Source organism: Amycolatopsis sp. NPDC051371, from assembly GCF_040682155.1.
Lineage (GTDB): Bacteria > Actinomycetota > Actinomycetes > Mycobacteriales > Pseudonocardiaceae > Amycolatopsis.
Genome location: NZ_JBFBAG010000087.1, coordinates 1 through 26,877, shown reverse-complemented (window position 1 = coordinate 26,877; position 26,877 = coordinate 1). Strand labels below are relative to the sequence as shown.

Sequence of the window (26,877 nt, the reverse complement as noted above, 5' to 3'; positions counted from 1 at the left end):
GCGCGCGCAGCTGCTGATAGCGACGGGCTTCACTCATCTGTGGCGCGGATTTGTTGACAGACAACAGGTTCAACCTTCCTGGGGTTCATTGGTGGGCGCCCTGTCGAGCCGGGCGGCGGTGGCCGCGTAGGCGGACAGGTCGATCACGACGTGGGCCGCAGGCCCCGTCGCGGGCAGGCCGCGCAGTCGTGCCGCTTCGGCCAGCGCCGCCGCCGAAGGCGGACGGCGGGTCTTGTGGGTGCCGGGCCGATCCGTGCTGAACGCGCCCAGCGCGGCCTTTTCCAGCGCGGCGACGTGTCCGTCGTCGCGGATCATCCGCCCGGCGCCGTCGGGTGCGCGGTGGTGGACCGCGACGGTCGCGCCGCCGGCGGTGACGATGCGCAGCGTGTCCGCGCCGAGCCGGTGTCGGACCTGAACGGAGGCGCCGCCCAACCCGGGCGGGACCGAATAGTAGTTGCCACGGAGAGAAACCAGCGCTTGCGGTGTCACGGTCCGGGTCACGTCGAACTCGGCGGGGAACGCCACCAGCGGCGGCGCCCGCAGAGCCTCCTCCGCGGCCAGCGCGGCGACGGTGGTGGGTTCGCCGTCGCGGACCCGGCGGCGGTCGTCGAGCTTGACCGCGAGCCGGTCCAGCCCGGCTTGCGCCTCCACGACGGTGGCGTTGTCGGCGACTGTGCGCCACCATCGCTGCGCGGCGGAGTGATTCGCTTTCTCCACAACACCTTTGCGGTTCCCGCGTCGAGGCGGGCAGACCACGGAACGGACTCCGTAGTGCTTGGCCGCCTGGGCGAACGCGGCGGTCAGTCGGCCGGTGGACGGGGAGCAGACGGTCGCCATCCGATCGAAGCGCCAGTCGTGGGTGGTGCCGCCGAGCTTGCGCACGACGGTGTCGAGGGCCTCGATCAGATGCGGGAAGTCCTCGGCGTCGGCCAGGACGCCACGCCAGCGGCCCGAATACGCCAGTGCGCCGACCAGCAAATGCGCATGCCGCCCGACACCCCACCCCGCCGGCGGGTTCGGCAGCTCCACCCAGTCGAACTGGGTCTCCTCGCCCGGCGGATGAGCGATGATCGCGACGTCCCGGCCGCGGGAGACCTGGCAGGGCTCGCAGTGCGGCCGCAGCTGATGAGTCCGGATCGCCGCAGTCAGAGACGGGTAAGAACCACTGAAACCCAGGTCAACAAGCTCGTCGAAGAGCGTCGATGCCCACAGGTGAGGGTCGTCGGCCAGCCGGGTCCGGCAGTAGTTGAGGAACGGCTCGATGACCGTCGCCTGAGTCCGCCGCCGTCGACCTGGCTCCCGTTCGCCCGATAGATATGCCCGGACCGTCTTGCGGTCCACGCCCAGATGTCTGGCGATCGCCGAGATCGACCAGCCCTGTTGACGCAGCGCATGCGCCTGCACGTCTTCCTCCAGAGACAGCATCAGCCCTCCAGCGACGATCCACAGTGATCAACACCGAGAACCGTCGCCCGAAGGCCACTGACCAGCGCAAACGACACGCCGGTAGGACACCTACCTGGGAAAGTTGATCTAGCAACACTGGGGAGAATCAGTTAGCGCCATCAGAGTTCGTAGTCGTGCAGGGCTGCGGTGGCCAGCTCGGCGCGTGGGGCGCCGAGGACGTCGGCCATGGCCGCGATGTCGACGAGTGAGGACAGGACGGTGTGGCCGTGTTCGAGCCGCGCGAGGCGAGATGCCGGTACCTCGATTGCTGCGGCGAGGTGGTCTCGAGCGAGACCGCGCGCAGCACGCAGTCGCGCAACCTGCTCCCCGAGGACGAGCACACCCGGTATGAGGACCGACGCCGCCGGGTCATGTGTCACGGAATGCGCCCGGTGCGGCTCGTCCGGTTCCGGGGCAGCGCTGTCACCGCCATGCCGTGCTGGTGATGGCGCGGGCTCGTTCAGAAGCTGCCGGCGCGGCTCGATGACGGGAACTGTCGATGGGAGTGACGGCGGCGGGCTGGGGTGCGGCAGGGCCTGCGGTGCCGTGACTGCGTCGTGACCGGCGTCGTCGGCGGTCGCTGATGTGCTGAGAGCACGACGGTGCTCCTCGAGTTGCGGCACGTGATCGTGGGGTTGGTCGTCGAGGTCGGTGATCGTGGTGGTGCCCAGTTTGCGCAGCCGGGTTGCGGTCCGGCGGAAGCGGTTCAGTGCGCTGGGATCGGTGAGGTAGGTGCTGGCGTGATGGTGTCGGAGCGCCGCCGCGATGGTGATCCTGTCTTTCTCGAAGAGGGTGAACGGGGCGACCAGGCCGGGCGGGCACACCTGGGCAGCAACGATGACGATGGTGATGTTCCGCTGCTGTGCCATCGCACGGAGATAGGTGATTTGGTCGTGGTGCAGCAGCGGTGGGCACGCGCGGAGCGCGGTGTCGCCGATGAGGAAGGTGTAGCGGCGGGTGAGGTCGGCGAGGTCGTCCCGTCGCTGGGGCAGCGCCGCGGCGTAGGCGTCGTCGAGGTCGGTGTCGGCCACGGGGTGGGTGAACAAGCTGAGGTCGTGTTCGGGGGTGCGCAGCAGGTCGGGGATGAGGGCGGGGGCCCAGATGGTGGTGCGGTCGGCGAGGTGTTCGTAGTGCCAGCCGAGAGCTGCGTGGTCGCGGTGGTCGGTGTCGGCGAGGTCGGGGACTGTGCTTTGTCTGGCTTGGGTGATGATGCGTTGCGCGGTGGAGTAGTCGACGCGTAGGACCGCCAGGATGAAGGCTGTTGTGCTGGGGTCGGGGAGTCGTCGTCCGAGTTCCCACGCCGAGAGCTGGGAGGCTGACACGGCCATGGTTCGGGCGACGGCGCGGAGTTTGAGCCCGCGGGCTTCGCGCAGGCGGCGGAGTTTGAGGCTGACACTGATGGTCGCGGGGTTGAAGGCGAGTCGTGTCTTGTTCTGTGGCTCTGTGGTTGTGCGTCGAGGCAATGTGTTTCCTGGGTCGTCGTAGTGGGGTTGCCGGGTGCTCGGGGGTTGGTTCAGGCGGGGTTGTCAGAGCTGATTGCGCAACTCGGTGGCGGCGTGCAGGTCGGCGGCGGCGCCGGGGCCGGCGTGGGTGAGCTGGGTGATCAGGGTGTCGGTGAGGCGGCGGGTGATGCCGATGTCGCCCAGGTGGAACGCGGCGCGGGCGGCGGTCAGGTCCAGCTGCGCGCGGTAGCGCACGGCGACGGTGTCGCCGATGAGTTCGCGTGCCTGGCTCAGTTCGGCGAAGGCCGGCCCGGCGCGGCCGGTGGCGACGAGGGCCTCGGCCAGCCAGGTCGCCGCGCGTGCGGCCCCGAGGGGATGTCCGGCTCGGGTCATTTCCTCGCGCGAGTCGCGTAGGTGCAGCAGCGCTTGCTGGGGGTGGCCGAGGGCGAGGTAGGCCTGTCCGATCCGGCGGTGCAGGACAGCGTGTCCGAATTGGTCGTCGATCAGGCGTCGCTGGGGGCGCAGGGCGTTGCCGAGGGCCTGGAACGCGTCGTCGGCGCGGCCGGCGGCCAGCTGGACCCGCCCGCTGACCGACTGTGTCAGGGCCAGCAGATGCGCGTCGCCGAGGTCGTGGGCGTGCGCGGCGGTGTGGGTGGCGGCGGCGAAGGCGTCGTCGTGGCGGCCCAGGTCGGATAGCCCGGCGGCGGCGCGGGCCTGGAAGACCGGCGCGATGCCCGGATGTGAGCGGGCTGCGGCGGTGTGGCCGGCGTACTGGATGTGGACGAGGTCGTCGTGGTGATAGCCGGGGCGGGCCAGGTGCCAGACTGCCTCGGCCAGCTCGACCACGACGTCGTCCCATCCCCAGCCGAGTGCGGTGGCGGCGACGGTGCGCAGCACGTGGTGTTCCCAGCCGAACCAGGCGCGTGCCCGGCGCTGGTCGGCGTGTCGCAGCGCAAGGGTGTCGTGCGCGACGGGCGGGCTGAACCGGTGGGCCTCCGGCGCGACGAGCAGGACGGCGGCGGCTGCGCTGGCGGCGTAGAAGTCGATCAGCCGGGCATGCTGGCGCGTGCGCGCCGACGGTGGTTCCTGGCCGCGCAGGTGGCTGGCGTGGGTCCGGACGCGATCGGCGAGCCGGTAACGGTCTCCGGGTCGGCGTTGCACCAGGTGTGTCGCGTGCAGTTGCTGCAGCGCGGCGCTGATGTCGGTCTCGGGCAGGTCGAGAGCGGCGGCCAGGGGCGCGGCGGTGGTGTCGGCCCCGGGGTGGTCGGCCAGCAGTTGATACACCTGTTGTGCGGGGCCGGGTAGGTGCCCGTGGACGAGACTCACCGGCCCGGCCGGTCGGGCTGTGCGGGCGGTGCGCCGCGAGGTCGCTGGTCGCGACGATGACGGTGAGGCGGGCGTGGGGGGAGACGCCGGGCGCGAACGAGGGCTCGCTGCTCGGTACCGGCGGCGCCGTGGGTCCGCTGCGCTCGGGGGCGACGCGCTCGGTGTGTCCGAATAGCCGTGGGCACGGACCAGGTAGTGCTCGGCACGCCGCCTGGACGCGTCCGCATGGGAGAGAGGGCGGTCTCGGTGGCGGTGACCGCACGTCCGGTGCGGGCGTAATGCTCGACTGTCGGCGGCACCAGCTGGGCGATCGACTTTGCCGACGCCTGCTCCGCTTCGGGTGCGGGGCCTGTGGCTGTCGTGCTCACGCCGCATCACCGGTCCTCATTGCAGGGCGCGCCGTCGGATGGCGACGCCACGGCGCTGTGGTCTGGCCTGGTGGCCGCGGGTGGTGAGGTCATGGAGAGGCTGCTTCACCGGATGCGGGTCGGCGTAGCCGCGGGGATGCGGCACGTCGTGTGGGGCGTGGATGCCTGGCCGCGCAAGAGGATGGTTGTGCGCGGCCAGGCACCCGCGGATCTCGGGCACGTGGAGGCCGACTCTTGACCTGTGGGTGTGCGAGACGTGACTGGCTATCTCCGGTGACCGGTCGAGTCCGGGCGACGATGTCGCCGCGCACGAGCTTCGTGCGACGAGATCGGCCCCGGATCCCTGACCGTCCGCGACGTCGGGATCGGGATGCGGGCGGCCAGGACGTCAGGTGTTTGTCGGCCGCCACGGGGGTTCCGGCAGGTTGTCGTCCGGTCCCGGTTTCTGGGTGAGGACCGCGGCGGTGAAGTTCCCGCATACCGGCGGGTCCGTGGGCGGCCCGTCGGGGTACCAGGTGAACGCCGGCACGATTCCGGGTGGCAGCGGGGCCGTGCCGTGGATCATCGCCTCGATCTGGGCGTGGGTGGCAAGGCTGCCGGTGCCGGGCCCGTGGTGCTGCAGGACGTCTTCGAACTCGAGCGCCTGCGCGGCGAGGTCGGGGTGTTCGGGCATCAGCAGGTGCGTCATGGCCACGAACGCGCCGACGGGCAGCCGGTTGATGTGGTCCTGCACCACTTGGGTGGCTTCGGCGCGGCTGCCGCCGTGAAAAGACATCACTGCGCCCAGCAGCAACGCCACGCGGCCGTCGTCGGGAGAGACCAGCCCGGGGTTTTCGCTGCTGGAGTTGTAGAGGGTGTCCCACATCGCGGTGGGGTCCCAGGGGTCGGCGTCGACGACGTGGACGCCGTTGTCGGCATCGGCGAGTGTGCGCAGCTGCGCGAGGGTCAGCGGGTCGCGTTCGACGTAGATGACGCTCGCGCGGGTCGTGGTCTGCGTGCGGTTGCGGTTGCTCGCCTCGCACCGGCGGACGAGGGAATGCAGGTCGTCGTGTCCGGAGATGTGCGGCAGGCCCGCGCCGGCGACCACAATGCTGCTGATGCCTTGGCGGGCGACGAGGTAGGCGGCGGCGCGGTCGAGGAATGCCCTTTCGGATCGGAACACGAATCCCGTGCCGGGCATACGTGCGTCCAGTCGGAGGGCGGCGTCGTGTTCGTTGTTGTGGGCGAATTTGACGGAGGGGACGGAGCGTCCGTCGGTGTTTTTGGCTTCGCGGAAGGCGTCGTAGAGGTAGGCGAGGTTGATCCGGGCGGGGTCGGTTCCGCATGGTTTCCACCACCACGGTGCATCGTCGGCATTGGTCTGGTGGGTCGCGGTGCGTTGTGTCGTTTCTGGTGGCGTCATCGGTGTACCGGTGCCTCGGTGGAGAGCAGGATGGTCAGGTGCGCGGTGGTCAAGCGGCATCGGTCGGCGAGCGCTGTGAGGTCGTCGGGGGCTAGCCCCCGAAACGGTGGTTGCGCGGCGAGGAGTTGTTCGCGTGGCCACCGGGCTGCGGGACGTAGTGCGTTGAGCTGGGTGGCGGCCAGGGCGTTGAGGTCCACGGCGATGTCCGGGTCCCAGGCGATGCGGCGTTCAGCGCGCGCCAGCAGTTCGGAGGGCCGGAGTTGGTAGATCTGGCCGGCGTCGCCGAGCTGGAGAAGGGACATCGAGCGGGTTGCTTTTTCCCACGTGATGAGGGTTTTCTCCGTGGTGCGGCCGTTGGTTCATGTGGCGAGGGCAGGGCGGGACCAGCTGCGGTGTTTGCGGTGGGCCTGCAGTTGCGTCCACACGGCGTGGGCGAGTTCGCCGGTGTCGGTTTTCGCCATCGAAGTCTTTCCGTGCGAGCTGGAGGGGGTGAACGGTGTAGGGCCAGTCGCGGTCGTGGGTGGGCCAGTGCCACAGGAACGCTGTGACGGTGTGGGAGTCGAGGTAGTCGTGGAGGGGCCGCGGGCGGGCGGTGCTCCACCAGTAGGTTTCGGGGCGGGCGCCGTCGGTTACGGGCATGGCGGCTCCGCGGTAGCCGGGTTCCCGACCGAATCGTCAGCTGCGTCGGCGCCGGTGTTGTCGTTGCTGCATGGAGGTTTCTCGCAGGTCACGTCTGCGGAGGTGTGGCGGTAGTGCGGGTTGGGGGTTCGTGCCGACGTGACGGTGTCGCGGCGGAACTCGGCTGACGTGCAAGCCGGTGTGAGCACGCCGGTGGTGTCGAATGTCGCGAGGTGAACGCGGTGGATCCGCGGATGGTTGGTGGTGGGCGGGTCTGCCCAGGGTCTGGTTGACACCTCACCTGTGAGGCTTCGGCCTCGCCTGGAAGGATGTCATCGTGCCCAAGCCCTACCCCCGTGAGTTCCGTGACGACGTCGTAGCCGTCGCCCGTCGCGGCGAGACACCGTTGAAGCAGGTCGCGAAGGATTTCGGGATCTCCGAATCGTGCCTGGCCAACTGGCTGCGCGCCGCCGACGTCGAGGACGGCTCCCGGCCCGGTGTGACCCGGGACGAGTCCGCCGAGTTGCGCGAGTTGCGTAAGCGCAACCGGTTGCTGGAGCAGGAGAACGAGGTCTTGCGCAAGGCCGCGGCCTATCTGGCGCAGGGCAATCTGCCGGGAAAATAGTCTTCCCGCTCGTCCGTGAACTGGCCGCGGCCGGCGCCCCCGTGCGGGTGCCGGTCGCGGTGACGTGCAGGGTGCTGGGCATCTCCCGGCAGGCCTACTACCAATGGTGCGCAGCCCCAGTCTCGCAACGGGACTGGGACGACGCGCACCTGATCAACGCCGCCCTCGAGATCCACGCCGACGACCCGGCCGACGGATACCGGTTCATCGCCGACGAACTCGCCCGCCGCGGGTTCACCGCTTCCGAGAACCGGGTGTGGCGGATCTGCTCCATGCAGCAGATCTTCTCTTTGCACGCCATGAAAAAAGGACGGTACAAGAAGGCGGGCCCGCCGGTGCACGACGACCTCGTCCGGCGGAACTTCACCGCCACCGCACCGAATATCACGTGGTTGACCGACATCACCGAGCATCCCACCGGTGAGGGCAAGCTGTATCTGTGTGCGATCAAAGACTGCTACTCCAACAAGATCGTCGGCTACTCCATCGACACGCACATGCGGGCCTCGCTCGCCGTCAGCGCGTTGCGCAACGCCATCACGCTCCGGGACCCGCGCGGTACCGTGGTCCACTCCGACCGCGGGGCCCAGTTCCGGTCGGCGGCCTACCAGCGCCTGCTGCGCGCTCATGGGCTGACCGGGTCGATGGGCCGGGTCGGTGCGTGCGGTGACAACGCCGCGATGGAGTCGTTCTTTTCGTTGCTGCAGAAGAATGTTCTGGACACGCGTCGGTGGCGGGCCCGGGAGGAACTGAGGTTGGCGATCGTGTCCTGGATCGAGACGAAGTACCACCGCAAACGCCGCCAACGCGCCCTGGGCAAGCTCACCCCGGTCGAGTTTGAGACCATCTACACGACCGCGACAGCGGCCTGAAAATAGTCAGCTCCGGCGTCAACCGAAGTCTGGGCAGACCCGGCGACCGCAGAACGGTCGCGGTCGACCGGTTGGTCGTCGGTGTCGTCATGCGGCGGTCCTGCGCTTCCATCGGTGTTCGCACTCCGAGCGGGGATGAGTTGGTGGAGCGCCTCGACCGCCCGGAAGGGGGGTTCGCGGTCGGTCGAGGCGCGCGGACCGGACAGAGGGGAGTGGGCATGTCGCCTGTCCGGGCCGGGCTTTCGGGTCGTTTACGATCGAGGTGCCGGTTCGTCGGGATCTTGAGGCAGATCGGTGTCTCCGTCTGGTGCCAGCCGGAGGGAGACGGCGCGCATAGCCGTTTCGAGGCGCTGGTACATCGAGGGGGAGTGGGCGGGCGGGATCAGGTCCGGGTCGTCCCAGCCCTGCAGCCAGGCCGTCAACCAGGTTTGGGCGTACTTCAACGCTCGCGCCTGCTCTGAGCCTGCGCGGACACATCGCAGCGCGTGGTCGATGGTCGCTGCAATGTCGTGAAGTCGCCGGCGGGCTTGGTCTTCGGATTGGGGGTCGTGCCAGCAGATGTCGGGCAGGGTCATCAGCGCTTGTCGTGCTTGGACGATGGCGAGGTGGCGTCGCGCGCGTCGCCGCGCCCACGGCGACTTCACGGTGTCCACAATTGGGGAGCCGAGCCCAGCACGAGGCGTGGCGCGAGCGGGCTGCTGGGGGCGGGTAGTTCGATGAGCTGGTGCAGGATGGTGAGGGCGTCGCCGTCGTGTTCCCGGACTTTCCCGCCGGCGTGGTCTACGCGTATGGCGGCGGCGTCGGTTTTGCTTTTGACGCGGAGGGCGTCGACGTAGCCGTCGTCGGTCCAGGTGAACGCCCCGGTGAATCGTTCGAGGTTGCCTTCGCCGTCGAGCTGGGGCTGGAGTTCCCAGCCACGTCCCATCAGTGTGGCGAGTGGTTCGATGGCGGGTTCATCACAGAGGAAAGCGAATGGAGTCGTCGTCATCGGCGTACACATCCCGGGTCGTTGTTGGCGGCACCCCGACGGCCCAGGACTCATCACGGCGAACAAAGTCATATGTGCGTAGTTCGCTCGTGACCTCGGAGGCGAGCAGAAGATCAACCAGCCGCCGCGGTACCAGAACGCGACGGTACGACGACTACTGGCCGGTAACCCGAACTGTCAGTTCGGGTAGTTGTTGGCGGCGGGTTTCCTAAACCGGCAGGCCAATGCGGTTGGCGAACTGTGCCGCAGCTGCAGAGTCAGTCCGTCGCCCGCGTTCCATGACCGTGCGGATGAGCGTGTGTGCCGCGGGGCGGAACAGGACGTCTTCTGGTGCGTCGGTTTCGGCGGCGGTTAAGAGGGCCAGCGTTTGGGCGAACTCGCGACGCTGTGCGTAGCCCTTAGCCTGATCGAGCAGGAAAGCCACCCGCCGCTCAATCGAGGGGGACTGCTCGTGGTCGATCTTGGCGGCCAGCCGCAAGCCCTCTACGGCTTCGCCGGACTCCACTTCGATCGACACGGCGTACATGGCAACGTTGGTCGGCCCGAACGCCGTCCAGCAGACGTTGCGGTCGCCGACTCGCTCGGCCAGCGGCGCGGCCTGGCGGAGCCGGTCTCGGCCGGTCCAGGTATTGCCGGCGCGGACTGCCGCCACCGCAGCAATCAGCAGGAGCGCGCCGGATAACGCTGCACCGTCGAGATGGTCGATGCCGAGCGCAGCCTGGAGGTCGGCGAGTGCCTTCATGGCTTCGTCTTCGGCGGCCTCGGCATGACCGTCGGCAAGCATGACCTGGATGAGGTTCCACCGCGCTCCGGCCAACCGAACCGGGTCGTCGGCCTGCTCGGCAGCCCGCTGCGCGCGGTCGGCAGCGAGGAGCGACAGATCAACGCGGCCGACGCGCTTTGTCACGGTCCGGAGGAGGCCGTAAAGGTCGGCGGCTACGGCTTGGGTCTGTCGCTGGTGCTTGCCAGACGTATCGCGGATCGTCGCTTCCGTTGCTGCGATGAGTTCCGGCAGGTCGGTGGTCAGTTCGCTATAGCGATGGCCGGAGGTCTGCCAGGCGGACCATGCCTCGCATACTCGACGTCCGAGTTCACGGACAGGAGACGGCCTGACCGCTGCCGGTGCGGTCATGGCGCGATAGATCGCGTCAGCCGTGACGCTGGAGGTGCGCCGGGCCTTCGGCGCCGGCCGATTGCTTAGCAAGTCGCCTGGCTCGACGCGCAAAACTTCGGCGAGTTGGGCGAGCACCAGAATTGTGGGCAGCTTCTGGCCGCGCTCAATCTGATAGAGGTAGTCCGGCGTAATGCCGGTAAGACCGGCGACGACCGTCTTCGTCTGATGGGCGGCCGTGCGGTAGAACCGCACGCGGTCGCCCACCACCCGCGCCAAATGGTCGTTCACGATCTCGCGTTGCCTCCTGCCGAGCCTCTGACCAGGATGAATGGTATCGCGCCGCGCTCGATACGTCACGGATGGCACACTCTCGACATGACCACGTCTGACGCCACACCTCGGACCTTGGTGCTGTGGGACATCGACCACACACTCATCGAGACGAGGGGCGTCGGGCGAGCCATCTACGACCGGGCGTTCCCCGCGGCGACCGGCCAGCCGTTGGCCAAGCTGGCAACCATCGCGGGCAAAACCGAACTGGACATCATGGCCGAGTCGCTGAAGGTCAACGGGCTGGAAGTGACCGACCGGGCTATCCAGAAGCTCGCCGACGCCTTGATACGGGGCTACGAGGACGCCCGTGAAAATCTGGCCACCACTGGACGCGCTCTACCCGGTGCGCTGGAAACGCTCGAGCGGTTCGCTGCTGACCGTACGATCCACCAGGCGATTCTCACCGGCAACCTGCGTGATGTGGCACGAATCAAGCTGGAGGTGTTCGACCTCGCCAGCCTCCTCGACTTCGATAGCAGCGCTTTTGGTGACGATCACGCCGAGCGCTCGGCGCTGGTGCAGATCGCACGACAACGAGCTGAAGCACGGACCGGTGCACGCTTCGACAACGAGCAGATCGTGCTGATCGGGGATACGCCGAACGATGTCAAAGCCGGGCTGTCCGCCGGCGTACGGGTCGTCGGCGTGGCCACCGGCAAGACGAGTGAAGCTGAGTTGCGTCACGCCGGAGCGACTCAGACGGTGCCGACACTGTTGAACCTTCAGCTGTAATTTCTCCGAGCCCTGAAGGCAGATCAGGCGAACGCACACCTTACGGCGACTTCACAGTACCCATAACTGCGGAGCCGAGCCCAGCACGAGGCGGGGCGCGAGTGGGTCGCTGGGCGCGGGTAGCTCGAGAAGCTGGTGCAGGATGTCGAGGGCGTCGCCGTCGTGTTCCCGGACTTTCCCGCCGGCGTGGTCTACGCGTATGGCGGCGGCGTCGGTTTTGCTTTTGACGCGGAGGGCGTCGACGTAGCCGTCGTCGGTCCAGGTGAACGCCCCGGTGAATCGTTCGAGGTTGCCTTCGCCGTCGAGCTGGGGCTGGAGTTCCCAGCCACGTCCCATCAGTGTGGCGAGTGGTTCGATGGCGGGTTCATCACAGAGGAAGGTGAACGGGTTGATCGGGGCCGTGGTCATCGGCGATCACGTCCCGAGTGGCCGGCCTGCGCGGAGCGTCGAGCCGATTGCAGGCGTGGCTGCCGGGGTCCGGCACGTCGAGCAATTCGACCCGGGCAAGGGGGCGTTGGCAGCTGCGAGCCGCGTGGAGTCCGACCCAACGATGAGCCGTCGCCCCAGGCCCATCAGGGCAACGTTGTTTCGGCGAACGCGCTGTTCAGGTCACCTTTCGCTGCTCGGTGATCAGCCAGCACAGGCAGAAGGGATGACCGGCCGGGTCGGCGTACACCTGGGAGATATCCCCGGACGTGTGCGCGGTGGCCGGTTTCAGCGTCGCGTTCGAGGGCCCGCCGACGCCAGCGATCGGTTCGACGAGGTGTTCACGTCAGTGTGCGATGGCGACGCAATGCCGGACGGTGTCCGCCTGGTTGAGGGTGGCCAACAAGCACGTAGCGGCATCGGCACGTGTGATACGCCAGCCACCACGGACGCTCTGGTCGAGCGCGGTGCGGTAGCGCCCGGTGGCCGGTCCGTTGGTCAGCAGCGGGCATCCAACCGTGGTCCAGTCGAGGTCGGTGTGGCGTAACGACCGGTGGGTCTCCGCGATGTCGGCGTAGTGGTGGGCCAGGCGTGCCCGCGCGATCCTGCTGAGCATGGTGCGGGTGAACCAGCCGGCCCCTGCGTCTGGTCGGTCGTCGGCAGTCATGGCGATGCCGGCCACGCTGACCAGGACGAGTCGGCGCACCCCCGCTACCTGCATCGCGTCGACGATGCGGCGGGTGCCCAGCGATACGACGCCGTCTTCGCTGCGGTGGCGTGGTCCGAGGGCGGAAAGCACCGCGTCGGCACCCGCGATCGCGGTGGTGAATGCCGCATTCGGCGCGGCGCTGGTGAGGTCGGCGGTCACCACTCGCGCGGGCGCGCCGGGTTCGCCGGGCGTAGGCAACCGGCTGGGGTTGCGGACCACGGCGGTGACGTCGTGATTGGCGGCGACGGCCTGATCGAGCAGGTGTGCGCCGACGCCGCCGGTCGCGCCGACGATGGTCAGCTTCATGGGCGGGCTCCTCGCGTAAAGATATGTAGTTGATATTATATGTAATAGATATTATCAGGAAGGCGGCGGGTGCGCCGTTACGGGGCGACCGCCGAGGTCAAGGACGCCTTGCAGTTGCTGCGCAAGGGCCGTGTGTCGAACACGCGGCTCGCCACGCCACCTGCAGCTCGGTGAGCACGTACGTGACGTCCGCGACGCGAAACCGGGGTGGCTGGCCGGTGAGGCGCAATTGCGGGAACCGCTGGAGCAGGGATGGGAACGCGATCCGCGTCTCCAGCCGGGCCAGTGGCGCGCCGAGGTAGTGGTGGATGCCGTGTCCGACGCGCGCGGCTGAGGTTCGTCACGCCCGGTGAGGGTGCCGCTGGGCGGCGGCGTCAGCTATTGATTCACTTTCAGTGAGCCGGATGAACCTGGGGCGCTAGGTCAGGCGGTCGTGGTTTAGGTCGGGCCTGTGCTCGACTGAAGTAATTCTATCTGGGTTCGGATTTCCGCGGCGCGTCCGAGTTCTCCGTATTCGGTGAAGATCACTACCGCTTCACTCCAGGAATCTATCGCTTCGGCGGCATGGCCCATGTGGCGCAAGGACTGGGCCAGCGTGTCGAGTGGCTCGGCCACATTGAGGTCGAGATTCATGTCAAAGCGCCGGCCGAGATGGATCGCGTCCCGGCACAGTTCGATAGCCTGTTCATGCTCGCCGAGTCCCTGCTTCGCACGTCCGATCTTGTGGAGCCCGCCGACTTCGCCGTCGGTGTCGCCCACTCGTCGACGAATGGCCAGGTCGCGTTCACCGCAGGTTAGTGCCTGCTGATAGTCGCCCAGTCCATGGAACGCAGTACTGAGGTTTCCGAGGACGACGGCTTCGAGACGTCCGCTGTCGGAACCCAGTACCAAGGGTAGAGCTTTTTGTAGGTAGTGCAAGGACTCTTGAAAAAGCTGACGTCTGTGAAAGAGGAGTCCCAGGCCGTTCAAGCCAAACGCTTCGTACAGACGATCATCGAGTTCGCAGGCGATGGCCACCCCCGCGCGATAGGCAGCGACGGCATCATCCCACCTCTGCAGAAACATGAGACCCTCACCCTGGCAGATGCGGAACAAGCACTCGGCGCGGTGATCGCCGCAACGCTGCGCGGCCGATAGGCCGATCCTCACGGCATCAAGCCATTCTCTGCGATGCCCACGTGCGCTGAGAAAGCCGATGCTGTCGGTGATCGAGACGGCAAGGGCGTTCAGTTCATGCGACGCCGCCTGGTGCAACGCGGCCAACAGGTTGTTCCGCTCGGTCTCGAGCCATATGAGTGCGGGTGTCCTGCCGGCAAACACCGGCGTGATGGGCGAAACCCGGGGTCGGTTCGGGAGTCGGCTGAAGCCCGGGAACACCAGTCCGTCACAGATCCGCGCCGTGTCCGCGTACCAGCTGGTCAGCGCCTCCACGACCTGGTCACGCTCTGCGGAGTTCGCGTGCTGACGGGCCTTTTCGGCGGCGTAGGCGTGCAGCAAGTCATGGAACCGGTAGCGGTCTCCGCTGCCGGACTCGATCATGTGGACGGATGTGAGATGCTGTAAGAGCCGACGGGTTCCGGGGAGGTCCAACCCGGCGATCGCGGCCGCGGCGTGCAGGCTGAAGTCTGGACCCACGTGCTGGCCGAGACGCCGGAACAGCCGGGCCTCATCAATGGGCAATCGCTTATAGGACCAGTCGAACACCGATCGTATCTTTGCTCGATCGTCCTTGTCCCAGCTCAGTGCGTCCAGGCGATACCGATCGTCCGTAAGTTCGGCGACCACGTCGGCGACCGTGGTCGCTGTCGCCGCGGACACCCTGCTTGCTGCGATGCGCAACGCCAAGGGCAACCGTGCGCACAACCGAATCAGTTCGCGGACGGCCGCCGGCTCGGCAACGCCGCGCTGCGAATCGATGATCTCCTGCACCAAGGCCACCGATTCGCCGGGGGAGAGAAGATCGAGGGTCAGGCGTGTGGCAGACTCGGTCACGACCAGACCGGTAAGGCTGTCTCGGCTGGTTACCACGACTACGCACCCCGCTGTCCCCGGCAACAGAGGGCGAACCTGCTCCGCGCCGTTGGCGTTGTCCAGGACGATGAGCATTTGCAGGCCGGCAAGCAGTGACCGGTAACGCGCGGAGAGGGCGTCGACGTTCTGCGGCATCGCGTCGGCCCTGACGCCCAGAGCACGCAGGAAGCCGTCGAGAACCTCGGCCGGCGGTGCCGGTTCGCCTGGGCCGTAGCCTCGCAGGTTCATGTACAAGGTGCCGTCGGCGAAGCGGTGCTGCACGCGATGGGCCCAGTGAACCGCGAGCGCCGTCTTTCCGATTCCGGCGGCACCATCAACGGCTGAGATGACGACAGCCTTCGACGTGCCTGCGTCGGGTCCCTGGTCGATGAGCTTGTCCAGCGCTGCCAGTTGATCTGCGCGGCCGGTGAACTCGCGGATCGACAACGGCAGCTGACGAGGCACCTCGGCGCGAACCGAGTTGTCGCTGCCTCGGTCTTTCACAGATGAATCGCCAACGGACACACTCCAAGTGTGTCGAGATCCGCTCGGGTGTCGTGATCCTAGCTCCGACTCCACCCACTTGGAGCAGGGCGTCGAGGGCAATGGCGACTTGATGAGAGATTGATCAACAACGGACATGGACGCAGCCTGCGCGGTCGGCTTGGACGTGGTCGGTAGTCCGAGCGACGGCGTCCTCGCGAGGAGTTCATCTGGAAGGTAATTGCCGGGTGCGTCGTGTCGGCTCGGGCCGGCGGGCACGCCCCGATGGACGTGCGGCAGGTCCTGCACGCATTGCGGCGGCGGGGTCACCGCGTCCGATAGCGGGATCCTGGAGCGCGACGATGACCTGGACTGCTACTCAGCGATACTGAAGCGGTGCGGGCGCGGGTGGACGCGACGGTCGTGGTCGAAGGCTCCGCCGGGGTCGGCAAGTCGGAACTCGTGGCTCAGGCGTGCACGGAGGCGGCGGTGCGCGGGGTAGTACCGCTGGCCGCGCGGGGCAACCAGGGGGACCGAACGATGGCGTTCGGCGCGGCCCGCGCGTTGCTGACCCACTGGGTCGCCGGCGACGGCGAGCGGGAGCGGCGAGCACTCATCGCGACCGACACCCGCACTGGGTGTCGGCTACGGCCAGTTCACGGACGAGCGGGAAGGCTATTTCCGGCAGGTTGCCCTGGGCGAGATATGCGGCTTCCTTACGCAGGACCTCGTCTTCCTGCTGTAGCAGGCGGTTGCGCTTGCGTCGGTCGCGCAGCTCAGCGGACTCGTCCCGGGTCACTCCGGGCTGGGTGCCGTCCTCGAGGTCGGCGGCACGCAACCAGTTGGCCAGGCACGACTCGGAGGTCCCGAATTGCTGCGCGACCTGCTTAAGCAGCACGTCGCCGGGGCGGGCCACGGCGACGACATCGTCACGGAACTCACGGGGACAGAGCTTGGGCACGATGGCAACCTTTTAGGTGAGGTCGCAGCCTCACACTCGAGGTGTCAACCAACCCCGGGCAGCCCCTCCAGTGCGCTTGCACCGGTCTGGTTGCCCTCGGCTCGGCGTATGCCTCCTATCGTCACGGGCGTGAGTTCGCGCTCCGCTTCGGTGCGGATGCGGATGCGGATGCGGTGACAGTGTCGATCTGGCCGTTGCTGGTCGACGGCCTCCTGGCGATCGCGACAGTCGAGCTGTGGAAGACGCACCGCGACGGTCATCGGTCGGGTCGGTGGGTGGCGTGGCTGGCGTTCGTGTTCGGCATCTGCCTGTCGCTGGTGGCGAATATCGGCTCGGCGCCGGCGCTGAGTGTTCTGCAGGTGACGGTAGCGGCGTGCCCTCCGCTGGTTCTGCTGCTGGCTGTGGAGTTGTTGGACGGTGCGTTGAAGCATCGGTCTCGCGAGACTGGTCCCGAGGCCACCGTCGGCGACAGCGAGACGCGCGGTCGACTACTGAGACAGGGACGGGTGACGAGACTTCGGCGCCCGCCGGCTTGGTGCTGGTCTCGCGGCCCACTGCAGAGAACGCCGACCGGACAGCTGAGTGGCGGATGGGACTACTACGTCAGCCAGCGAGCCCGTGGCCGTACGCCGACGGGAGCCGAACTCGATCGGGTAGTCGGAACGCACGACTATTGCCGGCGGATCCTTCGTAAATGGAAGGCTGAGCAAACCCCGCAAGTCAGTAGCTCTGGACACCGGCTGGACTAATCCATCGCCAAGATGGTCAGCCGCCCATGGTCCATTGTTGGCTGGGGTTGCCGGGTTGGGTGTTGGCGATGATCACGGTGGCGCCGGCGGCGTTGGTGCCGATGTCCATGACCAGGCCGTTGTAGTTGCGGATCGTGCCGTTGGACAGCACGCGCCACTGCTGGCTGATCCAGCCGCCTGCTTGGCACGCGGCAGTCCCGATGGGAGTACCGGGAGCGTTGGAGCCCAGGTCCAGACAGAGACCGTTGGCGTTGCGGATCGTGCCGTCGATCGGGGCGGTCCACTGCTGGCTGGCCGAGCCGGCCGGCTGGCAGGCCGCGGTGATCATCCAGGTGCCGGTGGTGTTCGAGGTCAGGTCGGCGCACAGCCCGTTGTGGTTACGGATTTTCCCGGATACCGCATGCAGTTCACCGACGGTCCATTGCTGGCTGCTGTTGCCGACGCTGCAGGTCGCTGTGCCGACCGGTGTGCCGGTGGCGTTGGCCCCGATGTCCGCGCACAGGGCGTTGTGGTTGCGGATCGTGCCATCGGCGAGCACCTGCCACTGCTGGCTTGGGTTGCCCGCCTGAACCACGGCGGTGACCACTAATTCACCGGGATTGTTGGAGCCGATGTCCATCGCGAGGCCGTTGTAGTTGCGGATCGTGCCGTCGGAGAGAACGCGCCACTGCTGGCTGAGGTTGCCGGCTTGACAGGTGACGGTGACGACCTTGGTGCCGGGGGCGTTGGAGCCGAGGTCCAGGCAGAGTCCGTTGGCGTTGCGGATGCTGATCGTCGCGGTCTGCTGCCGGATCCAGTCGGTGATGTTGTCGACGCGGGCTTCGGTGCTGCCTTGGCGGGTCTCGTGGCTGAGCAGGCAGCCGTGTTGCCACGTGGTGCTGTGCAGTGCGACGAGTTCCACGGCACCCGCGTGCTGGCGGAGCGCGGGACCACCTGCGTCGCCCTGGCATGTGTCGACACCGTCGGCGCCGGTCAGGGCGGTGGTGGTGTCGGTGGTGGTGGTCACGATGAAGGGGGCGATGCGGGCCTGGTCGGGAGCCCAGGTGTCGGTGGTGCGGCCGTAGCCGACGGCCAGCAAGGTCTCGGCTGCGGCGGGTGCGGTGGTACTCACCGTGGCCGGCGTGATTCCGGTGACCGGTGCGTTCAGCAGTCCCAGGGTCACATCCCGGTCGGGTTTCGGTGCCACGTAGGTCACCTGGGCGGTGTAGCCGGCGTTCGTGGCTGTGCGCCCCAGCGTGACCGTTGTCGGCTTGGGTGGCGCGCCTGCTTGAAGACCCGCGCCGCCGAAACACGATGTGGCCGTGACGATCCAGGAGCTGTCGATGAGTGCGGCGCTGCACCCATGGCCGTCGACGCCAGGAGTCCCGACCTCGAGCCGGCCGACGAACGCGTAGGCGCTGTCGGAAATCTGGGTACCGCCGCTGAGAGCGGAAGCGGGGACGCAGGTCAGCAAACCCGCGCCCAAGACCGCAGTCAGGGCGGCCGTGACGGCTCTGCCCCGGTGATGAAGAAATGACATAGGGATCCTTTGTCCGTGTCGCGAAAGTTGGCGAACGAAGTTGTTGCCGGCGGCGAAACGTATAGGCCGGTTGTCAGCGCGATGCGTCCAATTGGAGCAGCGTCGTCGCGTCACCAGGCGGAGTGGTCGCGATTCCGACTTGCGTGTCCCCATTGGGATTGACGTCCACCGTCGTGTGTGCGCCGGTATCGGTGGTGAGTTGGGCTGTGAGCTTGTGGCCCGCGGAGCCGGACGAGCCGTCGCCTCGGATGGCGTAGACGTTCGGGATCTTCAACACCAGATGGCCGACGGTGCCAGTGACTTCGAAGCACACCTTTCCAGTACCAGCCGACCCGATCCGGTCGGTGCTGCGCACGATGATCAGTCCGGCCGTTTCCGGTACAGGGCAGGGCTTGTAGAGAATGTGCCCGTCGCCACTGATTAGCTGCACGTGATCGCTGGCCAAGATGGCGTCTGCCCCCGGATAGCTGTAGCTCTCCACGGCGGACGGCTGCTCGTCCGCCGCCGAAGCGGTACCACTGGCCGGGACGGCGGCGATGCTCACTACGGTAGCGGCGATCGCCGCGACTGCCGCGGCGCCGAGAAACGTCCGGTACGACCGGTGCATGACTCCCCCTTCAAAACAAGCGAATCCGACATTTCAAATAATGCGGACACTGACATCGAAACGATGCGGGTAGCGCGAGACTAAGCAGCCAATCCGGGGTAAGGCTCTGTGATGTCGATCACCTCTTAGTGGCGGTTGACCGCATCCGGCTCGACCGGTAAATGTTCGAGTGCGCGTTTTACGTCGGGGCGGGATCTGCGCACCGGTCGACCGAGGGGGACTCAGATGCGTACGGCAAGACCCTTGTTTCGTGCTGCCCTGACAATCGTGCTGACCGCGTCGCTGATGTCGGCTGCGATCGCGGTGCCCCACACCGCGGAAGCGGAGCCGAAGGCGGCGGCTGCGACGGCCGCCACGCCGGCTTCGGACCGGGCGAAGGTGCTGCGGTTGTGGCAGTTCGGCGGTCCAGCGACTCGGCGGGATGCCGCCACAGCGCTGGCAGGCACGGATGCAGACGTGTCCCGGTTCCTCACGACGCTGAAGGATCCGGACGCCTCGATCGACCGGACCGTGCAGGTCAGCCGGATGATGTCAGCCGGCGGTGTGGCGACGCGTTCGGCCGGTCAGCAGGCACTGGACGCCGGCACCGACGACGCACTCGAGACGTTTCTCGCCACCGGGTGGGAGACGCCGCACGGAATTGACCTCAGTGTCCGCGTCAGCCAGATCATGTCGGCCGGTGGCGAGCAGGTGAAGAAAGCCGGCCAGCAGGCGCTGGATGCGGGCACTCAGGACGCGCTGCGGGCGTTCCTCGATTCGGGGTGGCAAGTCCCGTTCGAGATCGACCAGACGGTCAAGGTCAGTCGTGCGATGTCCGGTGGCGGGCCGGAGGTGAAAAAGGTCGGGCAGCAGGCGCTCGACGCCGGGACGTTGGACGCGCTGAATCAGTTTCTGGCCATCGATCTCCCTGTTGCCCAAGCACGTGACGCCGAGACGGACTCCATCGCACAGTTGGTAGCCACGGCCAAAGCTGCCGCCGAACAGGCGGCAACGCAGACACAGCAGGCGAAAGAGGAATCGGATCGGGCCGTGACCGAGGCTGCTGCGGCGCAGAAAGCAGCGCAGGAGGCCAAGGACGCGGCCACGGCGGCACAGGGCAACGCCGGTGCGGCGACCGATGCCGCGAACCGGGCCGCCCATGCGGCGGATCAGGCGTCGATCACCGCGCGGCAGGCGATCGGTGCGGCCAACGCCGCCACCGCCGCCGCACACACCGCGGCGATCGCCGCGTCGCGAGCCGCGGCAGCCGCGTCGCAAGCGGGAAAAGCGGCTTCGCGTGCCTACGACGCCGCAGCGGCAGCACTCGGCGACAAAACGAAAGCCGGTGACGCGGCCGCGGCGGCGCAGACCGCCCGTGACGCCGCGCTCAGCGCCTCGACCGCTGCGAACGCCGCACGGTCGGCCCGGACGGCCTCGCAAAGTGCACGCACCGCGGGGGATGCGGCGACGGATGCCGCGAACCAGTCGCGGACCGCGGCACAAGCGGCGACCGACGCGGCGAATGCCTCCGCTGCCGCCGGCGCTGATGCCCGCCAGGCTCAGGCTGCGGCCGCCCGGGCGCGGGCACAGGCGGGGCGGGCAGTGGCCGCAGCTCAGGCCAGCCGCTCGTGGGCGGATCAGGCCAGCACCGCCGCCGGTCAGGCCGCCGACGCCGCCGACGCTGCCGCGGCCAATGCCACCGCAGCCGCTGACGCTGCTGCCGCCGCAGCCGTCTTCGCCGGAAACGCGGCAGAAGCAGCGCAGAAGGCAACCGACCACGCGAACGCCGCGACGGCCGCGGCGAACACGGCAGTGACCGCAGCTCAGCAGGCCTCGCAGATCGCCCAGGTCGCTCGCCAGGCCGACGACGACCGGATCGCACTGACCGGGCAGCAGGCCGACGACGCGGCCCGCGAGGCCGCCACGGCATACGCCGCCCGGCCGGTCCCGCCGCGCTGGGACCTGGATCAGGCGAGCACCTGGGACGCGGACACGAACCGCCTTATCGCCGAAGCCACCGCCCCAGGTACCGCGCGGGCCACAATCGTGGCGTACGCACGCACGGTCGCACTGAAGCTGGCGGACACCGGCGGTCCGTGGACCAAAGCTGCGGCTCTCACGGCAATCGAGGCGACCGACGACGAAGCCGTCGACTTCATCACCACCGGTTTGACCGCGGCCGCAGGCCAAGACGACCGCGTCATCCTCGGCGAGCTGTCCGACACCGGCACCCCCGGCTTCAAGACGGCCGCCGCCGCGGCGCTGACCGGCACGGACAGCGACGTGCGGAACTTCCTGCGCAGCAGGGACTATCCGGGACGACTGCAGGACGACACTCTGCAGGTCAGCCGGATTATGTCCGCCGCCGGCGCGGCCGGCCGCACGGTGGTCGTCCAACACGGGCAGAACGCCCTGGACGCCGGGACCGACCAGGCGCTGCGGGAGTTCCTCGACACCGGCCAGTACATCGCCCTGCAGACCGACGATCTGCTCAAGGTGGAGCAGGTGCAGTCCGCCGCCCGGGCAGCCGGGGCCCGCGAGGTCATCGCCGGCGCACAGGCCGCGCTGGACGGGCCCCCGACGCTGGTACGCGAGTTCCTGACCGTCGGCCAGTACACCGCCGCGCGGCACGATCAGAACACCGCCGCGCACAACGCGGCCATCGACAGCCTCCTCGCCCAGGCCACCAGCGCCGCGGACAGCGCCACCCACGACGCGAACGAGGCCCAAGCCGCCGCGGCACGCGCCCGGAACGCCGCCGACGAGGCAGCGCACTACGCCGACCAAGCGGCCGCCGCGGCGACGCAAGCTGCCGATGCCGCCCAGCAAGCCCAAAACGCTGCCAACCGCGCCGCCACCTCAGCCCAGCAAGCACAACAATCGGCCAACACCGCTGCCGCGGCGGCAGCAACCGCGACCGCCGCCGCCGACAGAGCCAGCAGCTCCGCCGCCTGGGCCACGCGCTCCGCTCAAGATGCGGCGGGCTACGCCCAGAACGCCGCGGGGGCCGCCCACGACGCCTACGAAGCAGCCCGCGCCGCCGGCAAGAGCGCCGGAGAAGCGGCCACCGCCGCGACGGCCGCGTGGCAGGGGGTCGTCAGCAAGCTCGACAGCGAGAAACAGCAGCTCATCGAGCAGCGCAAGCAGGCATGCCAACCCGCGATGCGGCCCGCATCCGCGGCGGACGGCTACAGCGCCGATGACTGCATTCTCCTGGTCACCGGTACCCAGGCCGACAAAGACCGGATCATCCAGCACCTGAAAGACCTCTGCCGGCAGCTCAACCCCCAGGGCAGCTTCAAGACCAATCAGTGCTTGGACCCGCACAACCTGTTCAATCCCAACTTCCAGGCCCGCTACCCCGACCCCATCCTGACCAACGACGGGTCGGACCCGGTCGACGACATCTTCCTGTTCATCGGCATCAGCCTGCTGACCGCCGCTTGCGACGGCGTCTGCGACATACTCTCACTGCTCGGCGGTGCAGCGGCTGATCTCGGCGGCGTCAACGCTCTCGAAGCGTCGGCCGAGCTGGCGGAAGCGATCGCCAGCGGCAAGAGCGTCTTCGACGTTATCGGCGTTGAAATCAGAGCCGAACTCGGCGAAGCCGCCGAAATCGCGACAGAGTCGATCGCACGACAAAAGCAGCTCACCGAATTTGCCACCAAGCTCTCCGAAGACCCGATCGCGTGTGTGCCGAACAGCTTCATCCCCGGCACGCAAGTGCTGATGGCCGACCGGACCACCAAGGCCATCCAGGACATCAAACCAGGTGACCAGGTTCTCAACGCTTCGCCGGGCGACACGAAGGTTCAGTCGCACGCAGTCGAGGCTGTTCATATCACGGACAGCGACACCGATTTCGTCGACCTCACGGTCCTCACTCTGACTGGGCCGAAGACTGTTACATCGACGGCTCATCACCTGTTTTGGAACTCGACACTGCAGGTGTGGACATTCGCTGCTGATCTGAAACGCGGCCAGCAACTCGATACGCCGGGTGAGGGGCGCGCGAAGATAGTTGGCGTACGCCGCCACGGGGCGAAGACTCGGACCTATAATCTCTCCGTCGCTAGCGTTCACACATTTTACGTGGTGGCTGGCTCAATCGCCGTACTGGCGCACAACGGTGCACGCTGCATCGAGGATCTGGGCTATGGGCTATACCGATACGACGACGACTCTATCCGTACCGCGGACGGGCGCTATGCAGGCACTATGGGTTCAAACGTTGGATTACCCAATGAGACACGAGCTTGGGACCAGCTTGAATCCGAAGGACTCGAAGTCGTTCGAGGTCGCGTTTATGCGACAGGAAACGGCGTGCAGACACGAATCTACGACGGAGTGGTAAGCCTTGGGAATGACAGATACTTGGGCATCGAAGTAAAACCGGCACCTCGGTACAGCCCATCTGTCGAGCAACGAGCCTTCGACGCGTGGGTTCAGAGCGGCAACATCGCAATGGGGTATGGGGCTGCAAAAGGCTTCAAGATCGTCGGCGTGCTCTCTGTAGTCGTGTACGAATAATCTTGGGTATACTGATGGCCCAGTCGAGGACACGGAGGAAGAAGTGGTCTTGTTGCGAACATCTGCGGGTCTCAGTGTAGACACGCCTGACGAGAGCAATATCCGTGCAGTCCTTGAAGCACTACCTCGAGGTGGTCACGTCATCCTTGAGCACGAGAAAAGCGCCAGTGGCAGTGAGCACTACATTCAAGCGTGGCTTCGACCTGAAGGCACCTATCAACTGGAGTACCGAGAAGGAAATGCGGACAATCATTACCAGACTTTGACGATTTCGCGCGAAAAGGTGGGAGATGCCCTCATTGGCTGGCTTGACGCTGAAAGTACCTGGCGTGAAAGCTTCCAATGGAAGTCAATCGGCGACTGGCTAGCCGGGAAGTAGCGATCGGACGGCCTCAGGCAGCGCTGTGCGCAAGGGAACTGAAATTTCTTGCACACAGGCCGCAACTGAACTCACGGCGTCTCGAACCGGTTCTGCCGCGCCTGGGCACCGGCAGGGTGGTGGTCACCGTCGAGGCAATCGGCGTGTACCCAGTCGCGCAACCTGTCGGTGAATCCGGGCCGCCACTGGTGCAGCCAGTACTGGGCCTCGCGGCTGGTCGCGGCGGGGCCGAGGTTGGCGTCGCGCCAGCTATAGGCGAGCGTGGCGGGACCATCCCGACCAAGGCGCTGGTGCGCTGGCGAAGGGAAACTGACCGCGGCCCGCGCGATAGCCGTTCGGCCGCCGGTAGGCTATCGATCGTGCGAGACGGCGGCGCCCGCAGAGTAGGTGTGGCGAGAGCCAGATCGCAACGCTGATCAGCCATTCCACTGCTGGGAAGCGGCCTGTGTCGGTGGGTCGCGGCTGCGGGTGACAGGGCACGAGCTCCGAAGTCGGTTACTCACGGTGTCCAGTCTGGGCCTCAGCGCGGCGTGTCGTGCGCTCGCCTGGCTACTGCGGCGGTCGCCGGTGGTGCTGCCGATCCCGGGGGCATCGTCGGTCGCGCATCTCGAGGAGAACGTCGCGTTGGCCGCGGTCCGGCTGTCGGAGGAGGAGTTCGCCACGTTGGCGGTCGTGGTCGGATCCTGATTGACTCCGTCCGCAAGCACCGATACCGATCTCTGGAGGACGTATGCCGGTCTCGAAGGCCCACGCGAACTGGAACGGCGATATCCCGACCGGGTCCGGGCAGTTCACTGCGGGCGGCGGGAGCATCAGCGGTGGCGTGACGTACAAGTCCCGCTTCGAGGACGGCCCGGGGGCCAACCCGGAGCAGCTCATCGCCGCGGCCCACGCCACGTGCTTCTCGATGGCGCTCGCCAGCATCCTCGCGGGAGCCGGGTTCCCGGCCAAATCGATTGAAACGGACGCCGCGGTGACGTTGCGGCCGGTCGACGGCGTGCCGACGATCCTGAAGGTCGAGCTGACGACGCAGGGCAGCGTCGCTGGTGTCGACGAGGCGCAGTTCCGCGAGTACGCCTCGCAGGCGAAGGTGAACTGCGCGGTCAGCCGTGCTCTGTCCGGGGTCTCGGAGATTACGCTGCAGGCAACACTCGCCGGCTGACGCGATCACTCGATCCGCGGCACGCGGGGCGCGGCCACCCCGGATCACAGCGGCGCGATTCATCCGATGATCGCCCTCAACCGGTTCTTGATTCTGGCAGTCGGCGTGTCTCTCACCTGAAGGCGTGATAGACGCGTTGTCGTCTGCCGAGTGGTGTGATCAGTCTCGAAGACCATGACACTTCCTCGAATGTCCACGCCGTCAGCGCATGTCGCCTCCATCGTGGTCCACGGAGGCTGGCTGTTCCTCATATGCCTGGCGGCCCGCCTGCCAGCGGACACTCAAGTCGGACCTGGGGCCGCGGCATGCCGAGCTTCGCGTCTGCTGCGTGGTCTCGTCTGTATCCGACGGCTTGATCGACTCCAGCGCCGAACCAAGGTCGTCGAGTTGTCGTTGCACCCGCTCGACGTCTTCGGCGCGGCCTTGTTGCCGGTACAGCTCCAATGCCTCCTGCCACCTGCTCGTGTTGTCCGAGGGCGAGGGACTGTCCCAAGATCGGTGTTTCCGGCCCGACACGCCGGGCTGAGGTCCGGCGGGATGGGCACTGTGAGTGATGACATCGGACCTTGTGAGTCCACGCAAGAGTGAGTCCAAGCCGGCGCGGAAGCTGTCGCCGGAGCAGGCCGCCGCGGCGGCGATGGTGGCCGAGGCGAAGGCACGGGGGCTGGCGTTGACCGGCCCGGACGGCTTGCTGAAGCTGTTCAGCAAGAATGTGCTGGAAACCGCGCTCAAGGAGGAGATGACCGAGCACCTCGGGCACGAGAGGAACCAGGCCGACCCGGACCGCGAGTCGACGAACGTGCGCAACGGCACACGGTCGAAAACGGTGCTCTCGGACGCAGCTGGTGAAGTCGAAGTCAACGTGCCCCGAGATCGGGAGAGCACGTTCGAGCCGCAGATCGTGAAGAAGCGGCAGCGTCGGCTCACCGAGGTGGACGAGATTGTCTTGTCGTTGTATGCGAAGGGCATGACGACCGGAGAGATTTCCGCGCACTTCGCCGAGATTTACGGTGCCGCGGTGTCGAAGGAGACGATTTCACGGATCACCGACAAAGTCGTCGCCGAAATGAATGACTGGGCCAGCCGGCCACTCGACCCGGTGTACGTGGCTGTGTTCATCGACGCGATCCACGTCAAGGTCCGCGACGGGCAGGTCGCCAACCGGCCCGTCTACGCCGCCATCGGCGTCACCGTGGACGGTCATAAGGACGTGCTGGGCCTGTGGATGGGCACCGGTGGCGAGGGCGCGAAGTTCTGGATGAGCGTGCTGATCGACCTGAAGAATCGCGGCATTCGGGACGTGTTCTTCCTCGTCTGCGACGGACTCAAAGGCCTGCCCGACGTCGTGGCGAACGTGTGGCCGCAAACTATTGTTCAGACCTGCATTGTTCACTTGATCCGCAACACCTTCCGACTCGTGTCCCGCCGGGACTGGGACGCGGTGAAACGCGACATCAAACCTATCTACACCGCACCCGGCCCGGACGCCGCCGCGGCCGCTCTGGACGAATTCGAAGAGAAATGGGGCGCGAAACACGCAGCGGTGATTCGGTTGTGGCGCAACGCCTGGAATGAGTTCACGCCGTTCCTCGACTACGACGTCGAGATCCGGACGATGATCTGCTCCACAAACGCGATCGAATCGCTGAACGCCCGCTACCGGCGGGCGGTCCGCGCACGCGGGCATTTCCCGACCGAGCAGGCCGGGTGGATTCAGCTGGTCAACGCAACACCGGGTGGATTGCTGTCTGGTTGTGAGAGTAGCTGATCGAGTGCTTCGGCTGGGCTGCG

The 26,877-nt window shown here is 67.2% G+C and carries 20 protein-coding genes and 2 pseudogenes; 8 read left to right on the top strand and 14 right to left on the bottom strand.

Annotation, left to right across the window (positions count from 1 at the left end; translation table 11 throughout):
• Positions 1-69 precede the first annotated feature (69 nt).
• From istA to AB0M59_RS52145, 5 genes are all read right to left on the bottom strand, one after another.
• Complete coding sequence (istA, locus tag AB0M59_RS52165) at positions 70-1,425, bottom strand: IS21 family transposase (protein ID WP_364631461.1); 1,356 nt, start codon at positions 1,423-1,425, stop codon at positions 70-72.
• A gap of 140 nt (positions 1,426-1,565) precedes the next feature.
• Positions 1,566-2,909: a Scr1 family TA system antitoxin-like transcriptional regulator gene (locus tag AB0M59_RS52160; RefSeq protein ID WP_364631458.1), complete on the bottom strand. Its 1,344-nt coding sequence runs from the start codon at positions 2,907-2,909 to the stop codon at positions 1,566-1,568.
• Between the two features lie 63 nt (positions 2,910-2,972).
• A complete protein-coding gene (locus tag AB0M59_RS52155) occupies positions 2,973-4,172 on the bottom strand; it encodes a hypothetical protein (RefSeq protein ID WP_364631456.1) in 1,200 nt (399 codons plus the stop codon).
• 798 nt (positions 4,173-4,970) lie between these two features.
• The gene (locus tag AB0M59_RS52150; RefSeq protein ID WP_364631453.1) at positions 4,971-5,984 is read right to left on the bottom strand and encodes an SAM-dependent methyltransferase; all 1,014 of its coding nucleotides are present in this window, start codon (positions 5,982-5,984) and stop codon (positions 4,971-4,973) included.
• On the bottom strand, positions 5,981-6,286 hold the full coding sequence (locus AB0M59_RS52145; RefSeq protein WP_364631450.1) for a hypothetical protein: 306 nt from the start codon (positions 6,284-6,286) through the stop codon (positions 5,981-5,983). Before AB0M59_RS52145 ends, AB0M59_RS52150 begins: the two co-directional genes overlap by 4 nt.
• Positions 6,287-6,939: 653 nt before the next feature.
• Between AB0M59_RS52145 and AB0M59_RS52140 the strand changes: the two genes are divergently transcribed.
• Positions 6,940-8,099 (top strand): IS3 family transposase gene (locus AB0M59_RS52140; protein ID WP_364631448.1). Its coding sequence is split into 2 segments (ribosomal slippage): positions 6,940-7,218 and positions 7,221-8,099, totalling 1,158 coding nucleotides; the frame shifts between segments, so codons are not numbered across the junction.
• Positions 8,100-8,739: 640 nt separating this feature from the next.
• Here AB0M59_RS52140 and AB0M59_RS52135 read toward each other — a convergent pair.
• A complete protein-coding gene (locus tag AB0M59_RS52135; RefSeq protein ID WP_364631445.1) occupies positions 8,740-9,087 on the bottom strand; it encodes a hypothetical protein in 348 nt (115 codons plus the stop codon).
• 208 nt (positions 9,088-9,295) lie between these two features.
• The gene (locus AB0M59_RS52130; protein ID WP_364631442.1) at positions 9,296-10,489 is read right to left on the bottom strand and encodes a helix-turn-helix transcriptional regulator; all 1,194 of its coding nucleotides are present in this window, start codon (positions 10,487-10,489) and stop codon (positions 9,296-9,298) included.
• Positions 10,490-10,576: 87 nt separating this feature from the next.
• Here AB0M59_RS52130 and AB0M59_RS52125 point away from each other — a divergent pair, with 87 nt between their 5' ends.
• Positions 10,577-11,266 (top strand): haloacid dehalogenase-like hydrolase, encoded by a 690-nt coding sequence (locus AB0M59_RS52125; RefSeq protein ID WP_364631439.1) that lies wholly within the window; start codon positions 10,577-10,579, stop codon positions 11,264-11,266.
• 51 nt (positions 11,267-11,317) lie between these two features.
• Here the strand turns inward: AB0M59_RS52125 and AB0M59_RS52120 are convergent, their stop codons facing one another.
• The 5 genes and pseudogenes from AB0M59_RS52120 to AB0M59_RS52100 all read right to left on the bottom strand — a co-directional run bounded on the left by AB0M59_RS52120 (position 11,318) and on the right by AB0M59_RS52100 (position 16,161).
• On the bottom strand, positions 11,318-11,674 hold the full coding sequence (locus tag AB0M59_RS52120) for a hypothetical protein (RefSeq protein WP_364631437.1): 357 nt from the start codon (positions 11,672-11,674) through the stop codon (positions 11,318-11,320).
• A 364-nt stretch (positions 11,675-12,038) separates the two neighbouring features.
• Positions 12,039-12,707 carry an NAD(P)-binding oxidoreductase gene (locus AB0M59_RS52115; RefSeq protein WP_364631434.1) on the bottom strand — a complete coding sequence of 223 codons (669 nt, stop codon included), beginning with the start codon at positions 12,705-12,707 and terminating at the stop codon, positions 12,039-12,041.
• Positions 12,708-12,804: 97 nt separating this feature from the next.
• Positions 12,805-13,026, bottom strand: a pseudogene (locus AB0M59_RS52110) (hypothetical protein); the annotation flags it as partial.
• 119 nt (positions 13,027-13,145) lie between these two features.
• The gene (locus tag AB0M59_RS52105; RefSeq protein WP_364631432.1) at positions 13,146-15,242 is read right to left on the bottom strand and encodes a tetratricopeptide repeat protein; all 2,097 of its coding nucleotides are present in this window, start codon (positions 15,240-15,242) and stop codon (positions 13,146-13,148) included.
• Positions 15,243-15,813: 571 nt separating this feature from the next.
• Positions 15,814-16,161 (bottom strand): hypothetical protein, encoded by a 348-nt coding sequence (locus AB0M59_RS52100; RefSeq protein ID WP_364631430.1) that lies wholly within the window; start codon positions 16,159-16,161, stop codon positions 15,814-15,816.
• 41 nt (positions 16,162-16,202) lie between these two features.
• Here AB0M59_RS52100 and AB0M59_RS52095 point away from each other — a divergent pair, with 41 nt between their 5' ends.
• Positions 16,203-16,910 carry a DUF2637 domain-containing protein gene (locus AB0M59_RS52095; protein ID WP_364631428.1) on the top strand — a complete coding sequence of 236 codons (708 nt, stop codon included), beginning with the start codon at positions 16,203-16,205 and terminating at the stop codon, positions 16,908-16,910.
• Between the two features lie 16 nt (positions 16,911-16,926).
• On the opposite strand, the gene AB0M59_RS52090 is transcribed toward AB0M59_RS52095, so the two are convergent.
• A complete protein-coding gene (locus AB0M59_RS52090; RefSeq protein WP_364631425.1) occupies positions 16,927-18,375 on the bottom strand; it encodes a ricin-type beta-trefoil lectin domain protein in 1,449 nt (482 codons plus the stop codon).
• A 127-nt stretch (positions 18,376-18,502) separates the two neighbouring features.
• Complete coding sequence (locus AB0M59_RS52085) at positions 18,503-19,036, bottom strand: hypothetical protein (protein ID WP_364631422.1); 534 nt, start codon at positions 19,034-19,036, stop codon at positions 18,503-18,505.
• 267 nt (positions 19,037-19,303) lie between these two features.
• Here AB0M59_RS52085 and AB0M59_RS52080 point away from each other — a divergent pair, with 267 nt between their 5' ends.
• The 5 genes and pseudogenes from AB0M59_RS52080 to AB0M59_RS52060 form a co-directional block, all read left to right on the top strand.
• Positions 19,304-23,545, top strand: coding sequence for a polymorphic toxin-type HINT domain-containing protein (locus AB0M59_RS52080; RefSeq protein WP_364631419.1), 4,242 nt, complete (start codon positions 19,304-19,306; stop codon positions 23,543-23,545).
• 43 nt (positions 23,546-23,588) lie between these two features.
• The gene (locus AB0M59_RS52075) at positions 23,589-23,924 is read left to right on the top strand and encodes a hypothetical protein (RefSeq protein ID WP_364631418.1); all 336 of its coding nucleotides are present in this window, start codon (positions 23,589-23,591) and stop codon (positions 23,922-23,924) included.
• A gap of 504 nt (positions 23,925-24,428) precedes the next feature.
• Positions 24,429-24,611 carry an aldo/keto reductase gene (locus tag AB0M59_RS52070; RefSeq protein WP_364631415.1) on the top strand — a complete coding sequence of 61 codons (183 nt, stop codon included), beginning with the start codon at positions 24,429-24,431 and terminating at the stop codon, positions 24,609-24,611.
• Between the two features lie 43 nt (positions 24,612-24,654).
• Positions 24,655-25,086 carry an OsmC family peroxiredoxin gene (locus AB0M59_RS52065; protein ID WP_364631412.1) on the top strand — a complete coding sequence of 144 codons (432 nt, stop codon included), beginning with the start codon at positions 24,655-24,657 and terminating at the stop codon, positions 25,084-25,086.
• Positions 25,087-25,654: 568 nt separating this feature from the next.
• A pseudogene (locus AB0M59_RS52060) lies at positions 25,655-26,791 on the top strand (IS256 family transposase); the annotation flags it as partial.
• Between the last annotated feature and the right edge of the window lie 86 nt (positions 26,792-26,877).